Origin of the sequence: Streptomyces sp. NPDC004542 (genome assembly GCF_040610035.1) — a bacterium.
GTDB lineage: Bacteria > Actinomycetota > Actinomycetes > Streptomycetales > Streptomycetaceae > Streptomyces.
In genome coordinates, this window is the sequence record NZ_JBEXLP010000055.1 from 15,744 (window position 1) to 29,526 (window position 13,783).

A 13,783-nucleotide genomic window follows, 5' to 3' on the forward strand; every position below is an offset into this window, starting at 1 on the left:
ACCGCCGCGACATAGCGGCCCGGCCCCGGCCCCGTTCCTCGCCCGGAAGGACCAGGACATGCCTGACACTCCGCACATCGTGAGTGACGTGATGACCCCGTCCGTGGTGACCGTCGGGCGCGGTGCGCGGTTCCAGGAGATCGTGCGGCTCATGGAGCGGCGGCAGGTCAGTGCCGTGCCGGTGGTGGCGGGCGGGGGGCGGGTGGTCGGCGTCGTGTCGGAGGCCGACCTGCTGCGCAAGGAGGAGTTCCGGGAGCACCGGCCCACCCGTCGCGACCGGGTCCGTCGCCGGTCCGCCCCGGCCAAGGCCGGGGCGGTGACCGCGCAGGAGCTCATGAGCACACCCGCCGTCACGGTCCGGCCCGACGTCACGCTGGCCCAGGCCGCCCGGATCATGGCCGAGAAGCACGTCAAACGACTGCCCGTGGTCGATGCCGAGGCGAGGCTCGCCGGCATCGTCAGCCGCGGCGACCTGCTCAAGGTCTTCCTGCGGCCGGACGAGGACATCGAGGAGGAGGTACGGCGCACCGTGGTGTCCTACCTGTTCCCCACGGTCGCTCACGCTCTCCACGTGTCCGTCCGGGACGGGGTCGTCACGCTGCGCGGACGCGTCCACGACACCTCGCTCATCTGGGTCGCCGAGCGCCTCGTCCGTGCTCTGGAAGGCGTGGTCGGCGTCGAGGCACGGCTCAGCGGCGAGAAAGCCGCCTCCTCTACGGACCTTCCGGAGGACCTCCCGGAGGACCTCCCGGAGGACCTCCCGGAGGACCGCCCGGAGTGATGCGGCGGCCCGTCAGGCTCGTGGGCCGGATCGACACCCACATCTCGCGTGCACCGCCGGCCCATGGCGTGGTGTGGGCGTGCCGGGTGAGCCGGCGCACGGCGTCGGGCTCGGTCACGACGCTCGCGGGGCCGACGGCGAGCACGCTCCAGCCCTGGCTCAGGGCCTCGTCCACGTGGTCGACCTCGAAGGCGACTTCCCTCTCCACCGCCGCCGCGGCCACGGAGTCGGGCGCGGTGCGGAAGACGATGGCTTCGTCGACGACCTCGTAGTTGACGGGGACGACCGCCGGGCGGCCGTCGGACGCCGACACCGCGACGCGTCCCACGCCGTGCGTGGAGAGCAGCGTGCGGCATTCGGCCGGGGTGAGGTCCCGCAGCCGGGGGCGCAGCAGGGCGTGGCCCTGGCCGGGTGGCAGATCCATGCCTCCGCCCAGCAGGGCGGAAACGGTGGTGCCGAGCGCGTCGGCCAGCCTGATGAGAGCCCCCATCGAGGGGTCGGCCGGCTGTTCCTCCAGGTGCTCCAGGTAGCGGGGCGACATCCGGGCGCGGCGGGCCGTTTCCTCCAGGCCGATTCCCTGCCTGAGGCGTGCCTCGCGCACGCGCCGGCCGATGTCGCCGGGGTTCGGTGTCCCAAGGACGCTCCCGGGCTGTCCGCGCTCGGGATGCCGGATGTGCGCGTCGGGTCCGGGGAAGACGAGCGTCACCTCGTCCGTGTCCGACCAGCGCACGTCGTAGGGCGGTGTGCCGTCCTCGTGGTGGAGCCCGATGATCTCGCCGTCGCGCCTGCCGCCGCCGGTCGTCGGGCTTTCGACGACGAGTCGGTCGCCGAGGTGAGCTCGCATGATCGATGCCCTCTGCTCGAGTGGTGCGGTACTCCTGCTCCACGGTGGTTTCACATGGGCCAGCCGGCGGGCTCGGGGCTGCTCGTCCGGGGCGCACCCGTGCCCTGGATGTCGCGTCCGGCGACGTTCAGCAGCTGGTGCGCGAGATCGTGCATGGCCCGGCCTGCCGCCAGTTCGTCACCGATCTCCGGCACGTTGGTGTCCGCCGGATGGCAGTGTGCCGTTCCGTGACCGGTGAGTGCCGTGGTGCCGGTGTCCAGCACCACACGGGCTTTCGTCGTTCCGTCGTCGTCCTCGAAAAGGTGGAGACGAACCTTCCACTCAGCCGTGTGCGACATCGCCTTCCTCCTGACTCCATCGGCGGGTGGCGGTCAGATCTGCGGTACGACCACGGTGGGACACGGCGCGTGGTGCAGCAGCGCATGATTGATCAGGCCCAGTTGCAGGCCCCGGTGCACGAGTCGCGGACGGGCGCCGACGACGAGGAGGTCCGCTCCGGAGGCCGCTGCCAGCAGGGCCTGGCGTGCCGGTGCCTCGATGAGCCGCCGCTCGACCACGGCGTCGCCGTACCGCTCCGCCAGTCCCCGCAGGGCGTCGTCGAGCACCTGGGCCGGCGGGCGGAGGTGCGCCTCCAGGGGCCAGGACGGGGCCTGAGACGTACTGGGAGTACCGAAAGGCGCGCTCCAGGCGTGCAGGGCCACCAGCCGGCAGCGCCGCACCCGGGCCTCGCGCAGCGCGAACTCCAGTGCCGTGAGACTGCTCTTCTCGTCCTCGACGCCGGCGACGATGTTCCCGAACCGGGTGTCCCGGTGCGCCGGTTCGCCGCGGATCACGACGACAGGGCAGTCGGCTCGCGCGGCCACGGCCAGGCTGACCGAGCCCAGGAGCAGGCCGGCGAGGTCTCCGAGCCCTCTGGACCCGAGCACCAGCGCGAAGGCGTTGCGGCCCTTGTCGATCAGGGCGGAGGCCGCGTCCTCCTGCGACACCTCGCTCGACAGCCGCACGGCGGGGGCGCCCCGCCTGGCCCGTTGCGACGCGGCGGCGATCAGGTCCGCCGCCTCGTGCCCGTCGGCCGTCGCGTGCAGGATGTGGAGCGGCATGCCGTGCCGGATAGCCTCGTCGGCGGCCCAGTCGACCGCCTCCAGGCTCGCCTCGGATCCGTCGACGCCGACCACCACGGGAATCGCCACCGGCTCTGTCTCCTCTCGTGCCCGATGTCGTGCCCCCGGCCCCTCCGCCACAGGTCCACATGCGTGGCGGAGGGGATCGGGGTGATCCTCGAAGGAGACAACACGCCGCGCTCGGCACACAGGCCATGTCCGCACCGTCCAGTCGACCGGACTCCTCCACCGTCACTTCCAGCTTCTTACGAGAGGGAGGACGCCGCCATGCAACCAGCCGTCACCGTGGGCCTCGACGGCTCGCCCGAGAGCCTCGCAGCCGCCCGCTGGGCCGCCGAGGAGGCCGACAAGCGCCGGCTCCCCCTGCGTCTGCTGCACGCGTGGCCGCTGCTGGCGCCGGAACCGGCCCGCGTTCCCGCGGAAGTCGATCAGAACTACTGGGCGAAGCGTCTCGTCCGCACCGCGCGAGCGGAACTCCAGGCGCGCCACCCCGGCCTGTCCGTCGTCGCGGACCTGGTCGCCGACGACGCTCAGCACGCGCTGCTCCGAGCGGCTGCGGAGTCGGAGATGACGGTGCTGGGTTCGCGCGGTCTGGAGCCCGTCGAGAGCTACTTCCTGGGTGACGTCAGCATGCCCGTCGTGGCACGGGCGGAGCGGCCGGTGGTGCTGGTCCGCGCCGAAGGCCGCGAGGACCGTCCGGCTCCCGCGAGCCACCGGGTGGTCGTGGCCCTGAAACTCCCCGGGCCCTGTGAGGCCCTGCTCGACTTCGCCTTCCACACCGCTGCCGCCAGGGGCATCCCTCTCCTGGCCGTGCACGGCCACAGCGTGCCGCTCCACGCGCGGGTGCCCTGGGGCGTGGACCACGAGATCATCGACGAGATGACACGCGAAGCGCACCAGAGGCTGAGCGAGGCGCTCCGCCTGTGGCGGGAGAAGTACCCGCGGGTGGAGGTGGCCGACGACGTCCGTCCCGTGAACCCCGCCAAGGCCGTCGTACAGGCCGCCGAAGGCGCCTCGCTGCTGGTCGTGGGCCGCCGCCGGCACCGTCAGGGCCTCGCGCCCCATCTGGGTCCCGTGGCGCAGGCGGCCATCCATCACGGGCGCTGCCCGGTCGCCGTCGTCCCTCATGACTGAGTCCGGGCCCGGCGGGCCACCGGAGCGGACGGTGGCGCGCACGGACGCGTCCGCGCTCCGCTCCGGTGCCCGGCCCGAGGGTGGGCGGCCGCCGCGCGCGGAGGTGTTCGAGACCCACACCGCGATCGTGTTCTTCGCCTGCGACCGCGCCTACAAGGTCAAGAAGCCGGTCGATCTGGAGTTCCTGGACTACACCACGGTGGCGGCCCGCCGGGCGGCGTGCGAGCACGAAGTCGCCCTCAACCGCCGCTTCGCCCCCGATGTCTACCTGGGGCTGGGCGAGTTCCGCGGCCCGGACGCGCAGGCGCCCGAACCCCTCGTGGTGATGCGCCGCATGCCGGCGGACCGCCGTCTGTCCCGCCTGGTACGGGAAGGAGCCGACGTCGACGACGTCCTGCGGACCGTGGCCCGTCACCTCGCCGCCTGGCACGCGGACGCGCCCCGTGGCCCCGAAGTGGACGAGCAAGGCACCCGGGACGCCCTGCTGTCGCGGTGGGAGGCCGGTTTCGCGCAGGTCCGCGCGCTGGCCGCCGAGGGCTTCGTCCCCGCCGAGGTTCCCGAGACCGAGCGGCTGGTCCGCCGCTACCTCGCCGGCCGCAAACCGCTGTTCGACTCCCGTATCGAGCGGGGCCGGGTGGTCGACGGCCACGGCGATCTCCTCGCCGAGGACATCTTCTGCCTCGACGACGGCCCGCGCGTGCTCGACTGCCTGGAGTTCGACGACCGGCTCCGCTACGTCGACGGCCTGGACGACGCCGCCTTCCTCGCCATGGACCTGGAACAGCTCGGCGCCCCGCAGGCCGCCGCGTACTTCCTGGCCCGGTACGGCGAGTTCTCCGGCGATCCCGCGCCCCCTTCCCTGTGGCACCACTACATCGCCTACCGCGCGTTCGTCCGCGCCAAGGTGTCCCTGATCCAGGCCCGGCAGGGCGCGTCCGGCGCTCAGGCGGCGTCGCGGCGGCTGGCCGCGACGGCACTGCGCCACCTGCGCAGCTCCGCCGTCTGCCTCACCCTCGTCGGCGGACTGCCCGGCAGCGGGAAGTCCACCCTGTCCGGGGCGCTGGCCGACCGGCTGGGGGTCACCCTGCTCAGCAGTGACCGCCTCCGCAAGGAACTGGCCGGCATCCCCGTGGAGCAGTCCGCGGCCGCCGGCTACAAGAAGGGCCTCTACACGGCGGAGTGGACGGCCAGGACCTATGCCGCCCTGCTCGATCGCGCGGCCGTGCTGCTGTCCTCGGGCGAGTCCGTCGTCCTCGACGCCACCTGGTCCGACGCGGGACAGCGTGCGGCGGCCCTGGGCGTGGCCGCGCGCACCAGCGCCGACCTGGTGGCCCTGCACTGTCATGTGCCGGACGACGTGTCCGCGGCCCGTCTGACCACGCGTGCGGCCGGCCCGTCGGATGCCGGCCCCGACATCGCCGCCGCCATGGCGGCCGGCGAACCGCCGTGGCCCGAGGCCGTCGCCATCGACAGCAGCGGCCCCCTGGAGTCCACGGTCGCCCGGGCGCTGGCCGCCGTACGGCCCTGGGGAGCCGGCCAGGCCCCGGTCTTCCGCCGCCCCTACATGGAACCGGACTGAGGTGCCCTCTCCCGCGACCTGCCGACCAGGAACCGTACGCTGTCCGACAGCGTGGTCAGTTGCGGGTAGTCCTCTTCGTCGATGCGGATCCCCGTGCGTTCGCAGAGCAGTTCGACCAGGCTGAGGAAGTCGAGCGAATCGAGTTCGAGCACATCGCGGAACCTGTCGTGCGGTCCGACCCGGGTGAAGTCCGCGTCGGGGATGATCCGGGTGATCGACTCCTTGACCACCGCGGTGGCCTCCGCGTCGTCCAGGGGCTTCATCTGACTCACCATTCCTCCGGTTTCTGCAGCAGCCGGTCGACCGCCGTCAGGTAGCGCGCCCCCACGGCACCGTCCGTGGCCCGGTGGTCGGCCGCCAGGGTCGCGGTCACCACCGGGCGCACACCGAGCATGCCGCCGGTGGCCCAGGGCCGCTCGACGACGGCGCCGAAGCCGACCAGGGCCACCTGGGGCGGATGGATGACACCGAACACGGTCTCCACGCCCTGGTCGCCCAGGCTGGTGACGGTCAGGGTCGCGCCGGACATCTCGCTGCCCCGCAGCCGGCCCCGGCGGGCGCGCTGGACCAGGTCCTTCAGGCCGGCCATGAGGGCCTCGGGTGACAGTGTGTCGGCGCCGTGGATGACCGGCGCGAGCAGTCCGCCCTGCCGCAGCGACACCGCGACCCCCAGGTCGACCGCGGAGCCGGGGACGAACGCGTCGTTCTGCCAGTAGCCGTTGACGCTGGGCACCTCACGTGCCGCCGTGGCGGCGGCCTTCAACAGCAGGGCCGCGGGAGCGAGGCGGTCGGCGGGCGGACGGCCGCGGTTGAACCGGCGCAGCCAGTCCCCGGCCGCGGCGAAGTCGATCGTGGTCGACAGGTAGTAGTGCGGTATCTCGCGCTTCGAGCGGCTCATCAGCTCGGCGATGGTACGGCGCATGGCGTCCGTACGGGGTTCGGCGAGACCGGCGGCCGGCACAGCCGCCCGCCCGTGCCGCTCGCCGTCCCGCCGGGGCGCGGTCACCCGCTCCGGCTCGTGCCGTCCGGTGCTCTTACGCGTGGCCGCGCGCACGTCCGCGGCGCGCACGGCTCCGCCGTCCCCGGTGCCCGGCACGGCCGTCAGGTCGATGCCGAGGTCCGCGGCGAGCCGCCGGGCGTACGGGGTGGCGCGCACTCTCGGCGCGGGGGCGGGCGCCGCGTGCTCCACGTCGGTACGCGTGATCCGCCCGCCAGGTCCGGTGCCGTGCACGGCGGTCAGGTCGACGCCCCGCCGCAGCGCGAGGTGCCGTACCAGCGGTCCCGTCCCGCTGTCCGGCGCGGGCTCGGCCGCGCGCGCCGGGCCCCGTACCGTCTCCCGCGGCACCGGCTCGGCGGCAGGACCGGCGGCCACGGGGGTGGCCGCCTGCGCTTCGGCCCCCACCGGCTCCTCGGGCCCGCCCGCCCCGGCGACGGGCGCGCCCTCGGCCTCGATCACCGCGAGAGGTGTTCCCACCGGTACCCGGGTCCCCGGCCGGACGAGCAGCCGTCCCACGGTGCCGGACTGGAAGCACTCGACCTCGATGGCCGCCTTGTCGGTCTCCACGACGGCGACGACGTCCCCCTTGCGCACCCGGTCCCCGGGACCCACGAGCCACTCCTGAAGCAGGCCCTCGTCCATGTCCGCGCCGAGCGAGGGCATGGTGAACTCGGCCATGTCAGCTCGACCTCCCGGCGGCCGCACCCGGTCCGTCCTCACCCGTCGGCACGGGCGCGCCGACCGCCCGGCGTACGGCCGTGACGATTCCGGCGGGCTGCGGCAGCGCGGCCTCCTCCAGGCGGCGCGCGTAGGGCATGGGCACCTCGGCGCTGCACACCCGTTCGACGGGGGCGTCGAGGTCGTAGAAGTGCTGTTCGGTCAGGCGCGCGGATATCTCCGCGGCGAGACTGCCGGTGCGCCAGCCTTCGTCGACGACGACGGCGCGGTGCGTGCGCGCGACCGAGTCGCCGATGGTGGCGTCGTCCAGGGGGCGCAGGGTGCGCAGGTCCACGACCTCCGCGCTGATGCCGGCGCTCGCCAGGTCGTCGGCGGCGGCCAGCGCCTTGGGCAGCGAGCCGCCGTAGGTGATCACCGAGACGTCCGTCCCGGGCCGGCGGACGGCGGCGTGTGCGAGGTCGACCGGGCTCGTTCGGGCGGGCAGCTCGCCGGAGACGTTGTACAGACTGCCGTGCTCGAAGATCAGCACGGGGTCGGGGTCGGCCAGGGCCGGCGCGAGCATGTACCGGGCGTCCGTGATCGTCGCCGGGGCCAGCACGCGCAGGCCCGGGATGTGGGCGTACCAGCCCTCCAGGCTGTGCGAGTGCTGGGCGGCCAGCTGCCGTCCGGCGCCCGTGGTCATCCGGATGACGATCGGGACCGGCAGCTGGCCGCCCGACATGTGCAGCAGGGTCGCCGCGTTGTTGAGGATCTGGTCCAGGGCCAGCAGGCTGAAGTTCACGGTCATGATCTCGACGATGGGACGCATGCCCGCCAGGGCCGCGCCGATGCCGGCGCCGACGAACGCGGACTCCGACAGCGGGGCGTCGCGGATCCGCTCGGGCCCGAACTCCTCCAGCAGGCCGAGGCTGACGCCGAAGCAGCCGCCGTAGCGGCCCACGTCCTCGCCCATCAGGAACACGCGCTCGTCGGTGCGCAGGGCCTCGCGCATCGCCTCGCGCATCGCCTCCCGGTAGGTCGTCTTCCGGTCGGAGGGTGTGGCGGGGTCCGCGGTGCGGGTGTGGGTCGTGGTCATGGCCGGCTCGCCTCCACCGGGCTGGTGACGTACTTCAGCAGGTCCTCGACGGGCTCTTCGGGCGCCCGGTCGGCCACCTCGACGGCACCGTCGATCTCGGCGGCCACGCGGTCCTCCAGGAGGGTGCGGGCCTTGTCGGTGAGCTCCTTCGCCTCCCGCATCCGCCGGGCGAGGCCCTCCACCGGGTCGCGCTCCTTCCAGTGCTCGATCTCGTCCTTGTCGCGGTAGCGGTCGGAGTCGTACATCGAGTGGGCCCGGAAGCGGTACGTGCGCATCTCCAGGAAGTGCGGCCCGGTGCCGGCGCGCACCCCTTCGGCTGCCCGCCGGGCGGCGTCCTCGACGGCGAGGACGTCCATGCCGTCGACGGGCCAGGAGACCATGCCGTACGCGGCGGCACGCAGCGCGAGGTCGGTCTGGGCCTGGTGGCGGGCCAGGGCCGTGCCCATCGCGTACAGGTTGTTCTCGCAGACCAGCAGCAGGGGCAGTCCCCACAGCGCGGCGAGGTTGGCGGTCTCGTGGAACTCGCCCTCGGCGAAGGCGCCGTCGCCGAAGAAGCAGCAGGTGACCCGGTTGCGGCCGGTCATGTGGTCGGCGAGGGCGAGGCCGGCGGCCAGCGGGAGGCCGCCGCCGACGATCGCGTTGCCGCCGTAGAAGCGGCGGCCGGCGTCGAAGAGGTGCATGGAGCCGCCACGGCCACGGCTGCAGCCGGTGGCCTTGCCGAACATCTCCGCCATGATCGCTTCGGCCGGGACCCCGCGGGCGAGCGCATGGCCGTGTTCACGGTACGTCGACACGACCGCGTCCTCGTCCGTGAGGGCCTCGTTGACGCCGACGGCCACGGCTTCCTCGCCGATGTAGAGGTGCATGAAACCCCGGATGCGCGCGGCGCTGTACAGCTCCACGCAGCGCTCCTCGAAGCGGCGCACGCGCAGCATCGACTCCAGCAGGGCACGGCGGTGCGCCGCCTGGTGGTCCGGCCGGGCCCCGGTCCGGGGGCCGCGTGGGGCGTGGGTGGTGCTCATGCGGACGCCTCCGTCGTGTCCTGGGCGGAGCCGGACTGTTCCAGGGTGGAGAGGTCGCCCTCGGGCAGGCCGAGTTCACGTGCCCGCAGCAGACGGCGCATCACCTTTCCACTGCGGGTGTGCGGCAGGTGCTGGTCGAAGGCGATCTCACGTGGCGCCACGGCCGGGCCGAGCCGGCGCCTGGCGAAGGCCAGCAGCTCCTGCCGGGTCCGGGCGTCCGCCGCGACGTCCGGCCGCAGGGTGACGAACGCCTTGACGATGTTCCCGGCGACGGGATCGGGCCGGCCGATGACACCGGCCTCGGCGACCGCCGGGTGCTCCATCAGGGCGCTCTCCACCTCGAACGGCCCGATGAGGTGCCCGGCCGACTTGACGACGTCGTCCGCGCGCCCGACGAACCAGTACCAGCCGTCCGCGTCACGTCGTACCAGGTCGCCGGTGAGGTACCAGCCGTCCGCGAAGGCCGCCGCGGTGCGTGGCTCGTCGTGCAGATAGCCGCGGAACATGGACGGCCAGCCCGGCCGGAGCGCCAGCTCACCCTCCACGCCGGGCTCGTCCACGACGGTGACGCGGCCCCCGGTCCGCTCCGCGCGGCCGTCCTCGCCCCGCCGCAGCACCGCTGCCTCCACGCCGGGCAGCGGACGCCCCATCGACCCCGGACGGATCTCGCAGGCGGCGAAGTTCGCGATCATGATGGCGCCGGTCTCGGTCTGCCACCAGTTGTCGTGCACCGGCAGCCCGAGGACGTCCCGGCCCCAGACCACGGCCTCCGGATTGAGCGGCTCACCGACGGACGCGACGAACCTCAGCGCGCCGAGGTCGAACGAGCGGGGCAGATCGTACGGGCCCGAGCGGGGCGTCGTCCGCATCAGCATCCGCAGGGCCGTCGGCGCCGTGTACCAGACGCTGACCCGCTGACCGGCGAGGATCCGGTACCAGCGGCGGGCGTCGTAGTCGCCCTCGTCCACCACGACCGTGACCCCGTGCATGAGCGGCGCGACGATGCCGTAGGACATGCCGGTGACCCAGCCCGGATCGGCCGTGCACCAGAACACGTCGTCCGCGTGCAGATCGAGAGCGTACCGCGCGGTCGTGTAGTGGGCGACGGCCGCCTCGTGCACGTGCACGGCGCCTTTGGGGGTGCCCGTGGTACCGCTCGTGAAGTGGAGCAGTCGTGGGGCGAGGTCGGGGGGATGGTGAAGGTGCCGGGCGCCTCGGCCATCAGCGTGGTGAGGGAATCGGTGCCGGGCAGCTCGTCCGCGCCCTCGCCGACGATCAGCACATGGCGCAGGGCGGCGAGCCTCCCGCGCTGCCCGGCGACCTTGCGCCGGTACAGCTCCGCCGTGGTGACCAGCACCCGCGCGTCGCTCAGCGTCAGCCGCTGGGCCACCGGGTCCGGTCCGAAGGCGGAGAACAGCGGGCACAGGACGCTGGTGTTCTTCAGCGTGCCGAGGACCACGGTGTACAGCTCCGGGCAGCGGCCCAGCAGGGTCGCCACCCGGTCGCCGTGACCGATGCCGAGGCCGCGGAGCACATGGGCGAACCGTGCCGTGGAACGGGCGAGCTCCCCGTACGTCACACAGGTCACGGAGTCGTCCCGCCCGACGCAGCGCAGGGCGACCGCCGCGGCGTGGTCCGCCGCGGCGTGCCGGTCCACGGCCTCGTGCGCGATGTTCAGTCCGCGTCCGCCGGGCAGCCCCTCCAGGCAGGCACGCGCCTCGGGCCAGCTGAAGCCCGCGCACACCTTCTCGTAGTCGTCCAGATTCGGCTCGACGCGAGGCGGTGTGTCCTTCCGGATCGTTTCCCATGGCATGGCAGCCACCTTCCTGCGGCCCCTCTTCGACCATCTGTCCGGGCGGCGCCGCACGCACTGGGCCGAACGGCCCCCGTGCGTGGCCGTCGAGCCCCTGGCAGGCCGGACGGCCGGAGGCGGAAAGGGGCGGGGGAGGGCGCCGGGCCGGCCGGGAGGGTAGCGACGAACGGCCCCGGGCCGTGGCCCGCATGGCCCTACCCGTGTGGTGCCGGACCGGAAATCCTGCGTTCGTGGACTGTGCGAGGCACCTGCGGTGTGCCACCGGCCCGAGGCGGTGCTGAAGGAGAACGGCCATGAGTGCGGACCCCGGCGTGAACGCCTCGTCGCCGCCCGCGTCCGGCGGGCTGGTGACGGGCAAGGACGGCATGAGCGCGCTCGTGGACGTGCTCTCCGGGCGCGGGTTCACCGTGGTCGGCCCCACCGTCCGGGACGGTGCGATCGTGCTGGCGGAGCTGGAGTCGGCCGATGAGCTGCCGTACGGGTGGGGCGTCGAACTCGAAGCCGGGACGTACCGTCTCCGGGAGCGGACCGACGGTGCCGCGTTCGCGAACGCGGCGGGCCCCCAGTCGTGGAAGCAGTTCCTGCATCCGCCGCGCGTGCGGCAGTGGAGTGCCGACCGGGTGGGCGAGGAGACGGTGTTCACGCCCGAGGAGACCTCACCGCCGCGCTACGCCTTCCTCGGGGTGCGTCCCTGCGACGCGCGGGCCATCGCCGTCCAGGACCGGGTGCTCACCGGCGGGACCCACCGCGACCCCGGGTACGAGGGGCGGCGCGCCGGCGCGCTGCTCATCGCGGTCGAGTGCACGGAGCCCGGCGCCACCTGCTTCTGCGTCTCGATGGGCACGGGGCCCGCGGCCCCCTCCGGCTGTGACCTGGTGATCACCGAGGTGGCCGACGACGACGGCCACCGCTTCTGGATCCGCGGCGGCAGCCGGGAGGGCGAGGAGATCCTGGCCGCACTGCCCGGCCGCCCGGCGGACCCCGCCACCCGTGCGGCGGCCCGCGCAGGCGTCGCCGGCGCCGCCGACCGGATGGGCAGGACCATGCCCGAGGCCGACCTGCGGGAACTGATGGCCGAAACGCTCGACGCCCCCCGCTGGGACGACGTCGCCGGGCGTTGCCTGACCTGCGGCAACTGCACGATGGTGTGTCCCACGTGCTTCTGCACGACCACCGAGGACGTCACCGACCTCACCGGTGACCACGCGGAGCGGTGGCGGCTCTGGGACTCCTGCTTCGACCTGGACTTCTCCCGGCTGCACGGCGGGCCCGTCCGTACCTCCTCGCGCAGCCGCTACCGGCAGTGGATGACCCACAAGCTCGGCACCTGGTACGACCAGTTCGGCTCCTCCGGCTGCGTGGGCTGCGGCCGCTGCATCGTGTGGTGCCCGGTCGGCATCGACATCACGGAGGAGGCCGCGGCCCTGCACGACTGGACGCGGGCCGGCGCACCGGGGGAGGCACCGTGACCGGGCCGCCCCCGCCCATGGACTTCCTCCCGCTCGTACAGCGCGAGCGGTTGCTGGCCGTGGCACTCGACGTGGCCTTCCCGGCCGGCGCGCGCCTGTTCGACGAGGGGGGCGAAGCCGACCGCTTCTGGCTGCTGCGCAGCGGCGAGGTCGCCCTGGACATCTGTGTCCCCGGCAGGCACCCCGAGGCCCTCGTGGAGACGCTCGGCGCGGGGCAGCTGCTGGGCTGGTCGTGGATCCGCCCGCCCTACCGGTGGGACCTCGGCGCACGGGCGGTGACCGCGGTGGAGGCCGTGGAGTTCCCCGCCGGCGACATCCTCGCTCTGTGCGCCGCCGACCCGGAACTCGGCTACGCCCTGATGCGCCGCTTCACCGCGGTGGTCGCCGAGCGCCTGCAGGGCACCCGCATCCGGCTGCTGGACCTGTACGCACCCCACGCGAGCGGTCCGCCATGAGCACCGCGCTGCCGCCGCTGCCGTACCGGGTCGCCGGGACCCGGGCGGAGACCGCCGACACCCGGTCCGTGGAACTGGTCCCGGTCGGCAGGAGGCTCCCGCCCTTCGCCCCGGGCCAGTTCGCCATGGTCTACGCGTTCGGGGTCGGTGAGGTGCCGGTCTCGGTCAGCGCCCTGCGCGGCACGCACGGGGGCCTCGTGCACACCGTACGGGCCGTGGGCGCGGTCTCCGCCGCCCTGTACGGCCTGCGCCCCGGAGACACCGTCGGGCTGCGCGGGCCCTTCGGCACCGGCTGGGACCTCGAGGCGGCGACCGGCCAGGACGTCCTGGTGATCGCCGGCGGCATCGGACTCGCGCCGCTGCGACCGGTGGTGCACGCGGTCCTGGACCGGCCGGCCGCCTACGGCAGGCCGGTGATCCTGGTGGGCACCCGTACCCCTGACGACCTGATCTACCGGGAGGACATCGAGCGCTGGCGCCACCGGGCCGAGGTGGGGGTGAGCGTCGACCGCCCCGGCCCCGGCTGGCGCGGCTCGGTGGGGGTCGTCACCACCCTCGTCGACGCGTTCGCCCTCCGCCCGGAGCGGACCCGGGCGCTGGTGTGCGGACCGGAGGTGATGATGCGCCACACCGCCCGGGCCCTGATGGGCCGGGGCCTGGCCGCCCACCGCGTGCAGCTGTCGCTGGAACGCAACATGCGCTGCGCGACCGGCCACTGCGGCCACTGCCAGCTCGGTTCGCTGCTGCTGTGCCGGGACGGACCGGTCGTCGCCTACGACCGGGTGGAACACCTGCTGGCCGTACGGGAGCTGTGA

The 13,783-nt window shown here is 73.8% G+C and carries 14 protein-coding genes and 1 pseudogene; 6 read left to right on the top strand and 9 right to left on the bottom strand.

The genetic code is table 11. The features are described from left to right. Positions 1-58 precede the first annotated feature (58 nt). Entirely contained in the window at positions 59-781 is a 723-nt protein-coding gene (locus ABZX30_RS25645) for a CBS domain-containing protein (protein ID WP_355937393.1), read from the top strand. Here ABZX30_RS25645 and ABZX30_RS25650 read toward each other — a convergent pair. From ABZX30_RS25650 to ABZX30_RS25660, 3 genes are read right to left on the bottom strand one after another with little or no spacing between them, the layout of a single operon-like run. Next, positions 714-1,625, bottom strand: a complete 912-nt coding sequence (locus ABZX30_RS25650) for a DUF1918 domain-containing protein (protein ID WP_355937395.1) — start codon at positions 1,623-1,625, stop codon at positions 714-716. The genes ABZX30_RS25645 and ABZX30_RS25650 overlap by 68 nt on opposite strands. Positions 1,626-1,675: 50 nt before the next feature. After that, positions 1,676-1,963: a DUF1876 domain-containing protein gene (locus tag ABZX30_RS25655; protein ID WP_355937397.1), complete on the bottom strand. Its 288-nt coding sequence runs from the start codon at positions 1,961-1,963 to the stop codon at positions 1,676-1,678. 33 nt (positions 1,964-1,996) lie between these two features. Next, positions 1,997-2,815: a universal stress protein gene (locus ABZX30_RS25660; protein ID WP_355937399.1), complete on the bottom strand. Its 819-nt coding sequence runs from the start codon at positions 2,813-2,815 to the stop codon at positions 1,997-1,999. 198 nt (positions 2,816-3,013) lie between these two features. On the opposite strand from ABZX30_RS25660, the gene ABZX30_RS25665 reads away from it, so the two are divergent. Together ABZX30_RS25665 and ABZX30_RS25670 are read left to right on the top strand one after the other, a co-directional pair. Continuing rightward, positions 3,014-3,880, top strand: coding sequence for a universal stress protein (locus tag ABZX30_RS25665; RefSeq protein WP_355937401.1), 867 nt, complete (start codon positions 3,014-3,016; stop codon positions 3,878-3,880). 103 nt (positions 3,881-3,983) lie between these two features. After that, entirely contained in the window at positions 3,984-5,459 is a 1,476-nt protein-coding gene (locus ABZX30_RS25670; RefSeq protein WP_355937456.1) for an AAA family ATPase, read from the top strand. On the opposite strand, the gene ABZX30_RS25675 is transcribed toward ABZX30_RS25670, so the two are convergent. The 6 genes and pseudogenes from ABZX30_RS25675 to ABZX30_RS25700 all read right to left on the bottom strand — a co-directional run. Next, complete coding sequence (locus tag ABZX30_RS25675; protein ID WP_355937458.1) at positions 5,441-5,722, bottom strand: acyl carrier protein; 282 nt, start codon at positions 5,720-5,722, stop codon at positions 5,441-5,443. The two genes, ABZX30_RS25670 and ABZX30_RS25675, sit on opposite strands and share 19 nt — an antisense overlap. Positions 5,723-5,727: 5 nt before the next feature. After that, complete coding sequence (locus tag ABZX30_RS25680) at positions 5,728-7,134, bottom strand: 2-oxo acid dehydrogenase subunit E2 (protein WP_355937403.1); 1,407 nt, start codon at positions 7,132-7,134, stop codon at positions 5,728-5,730. A 1-nt stretch (position 7,135) separates the two neighbouring features. After that, positions 7,136-8,209 (bottom strand): alpha-ketoacid dehydrogenase subunit beta, encoded by a 1,074-nt coding sequence (locus ABZX30_RS25685; protein WP_355937405.1) that lies wholly within the window; start codon positions 8,207-8,209, stop codon positions 7,136-7,138. After that, complete coding sequence (pdhA, locus tag ABZX30_RS25690; RefSeq protein WP_355937407.1) at positions 8,206-9,231, bottom strand: pyruvate dehydrogenase (acetyl-transferring) E1 component subunit alpha; 1,026 nt, start codon at positions 9,229-9,231, stop codon at positions 8,206-8,208. The genes ABZX30_RS25685 and pdhA overlap by 4 nt, the downstream gene beginning before the upstream one ends. Beyond that, a complete protein-coding gene (locus tag ABZX30_RS25695) occupies positions 9,228-10,358 on the bottom strand; it encodes an AMP-binding protein (protein WP_355937409.1) in 1,131 nt (376 codons plus the stop codon). The genes pdhA and ABZX30_RS25695 overlap by 4 nt, the downstream gene beginning before the upstream one ends. Before the next feature lie 185 nt (positions 10,359-10,543). After that, positions 10,544-11,044: pseudogene (locus ABZX30_RS25700) on the bottom strand (AMP-binding protein); the annotation flags it as partial. A 293-nt stretch (positions 11,045-11,337) separates the two neighbouring features. On the opposite strand from ABZX30_RS25700, the gene ABZX30_RS25705 reads away from it, so the two are divergent. Genes ABZX30_RS25705 through ABZX30_RS25715 form a run of 3 tightly spaced genes read left to right on the top strand, consistent with a single transcriptional unit; the run spans position 11,338 to position 13,783 of the window. Further along, entirely contained in the window at positions 11,338-12,513 is a 1,176-nt protein-coding gene (locus ABZX30_RS25705) for a 4Fe-4S dicluster domain-containing protein (protein WP_355937411.1), read from the top strand. Positions 12,514-12,530: 17 nt separating this feature from the next. Beyond that, positions 12,531-12,968 carry a Crp/Fnr family transcriptional regulator gene (locus ABZX30_RS25710; RefSeq protein WP_355937460.1) on the top strand — a complete coding sequence of 146 codons (438 nt, stop codon included), beginning with the start codon at positions 12,531-12,533 and terminating at the stop codon, positions 12,966-12,968. Then, positions 12,965-13,783 carry an FAD/NAD(P)-binding protein gene (locus ABZX30_RS25715; protein ID WP_355937413.1) on the top strand — a complete coding sequence of 273 codons (819 nt, stop codon included), beginning with the start codon at positions 12,965-12,967 and terminating at the stop codon, positions 13,781-13,783. Before ABZX30_RS25710 ends, ABZX30_RS25715 begins: the two co-directional genes overlap by 4 nt.

Coding starts and splice junctions, on each gene's coding strand:
- ABZX30_RS25680 (WP_355937403.1), bottom strand. CDS start 7,134: ATGGCCGAGTTCACCATGCCCTCGCTCGGCGCGGACATGGACGAGGGC.
- ABZX30_RS25650 (WP_355937395.1), bottom strand. CDS start 1,625: ATGCGAGCTCACCTCGGCGACCGACTCGTCGTCGAAAGCCCGACGACC.
- ABZX30_RS25675 (WP_355937458.1), bottom strand. CDS start 5,722: ATGAAGCCCCTGGACGACGCGGAGGCCACCGCGGTGGTCAAGGAGTCG.
- ABZX30_RS25665 (WP_355937401.1), top strand. CDS start 3,014: ATGCAACCAGCCGTCACCGTGGGCCTCGACGGCTCGCCCGAGAGCCTC.
- ABZX30_RS25655 (WP_355937397.1), bottom strand. CDS start 1,963: ATGTCGCACACGGCTGAGTGGAAGGTTCGTCTCCACCTTTTCGAGGAC.
- pdhA (WP_355937407.1), bottom strand. CDS start 9,231: ATGAGCACCACCCACGCCCCACGCGGCCCCCGGACCGGGGCCCGGCCG.
- ABZX30_RS25715 (WP_355937413.1), top strand. CDS start 12,965: ATGAGCACCGCGCTGCCGCCGCTGCCGTACCGGGTCGCCGGGACCCGG.
- ABZX30_RS25685 (WP_355937405.1), bottom strand. CDS start 8,209: ATGACCACGACCCACACCCGCACCGCGGACCCCGCCACACCCTCCGAC.
- ABZX30_RS25645 (WP_355937393.1), top strand. CDS start 59: ATGCCTGACACTCCGCACATCGTGAGTGACGTGATGACCCCGTCCGTG.
- ABZX30_RS25710 (WP_355937460.1), top strand. CDS start 12,531: ATGGACTTCCTCCCGCTCGTACAGCGCGAGCGGTTGCTGGCCGTGGCA.
- ABZX30_RS25705 (WP_355937411.1), top strand. CDS start 11,338: ATGAGTGCGGACCCCGGCGTGAACGCCTCGTCGCCGCCCGCGTCCGGC.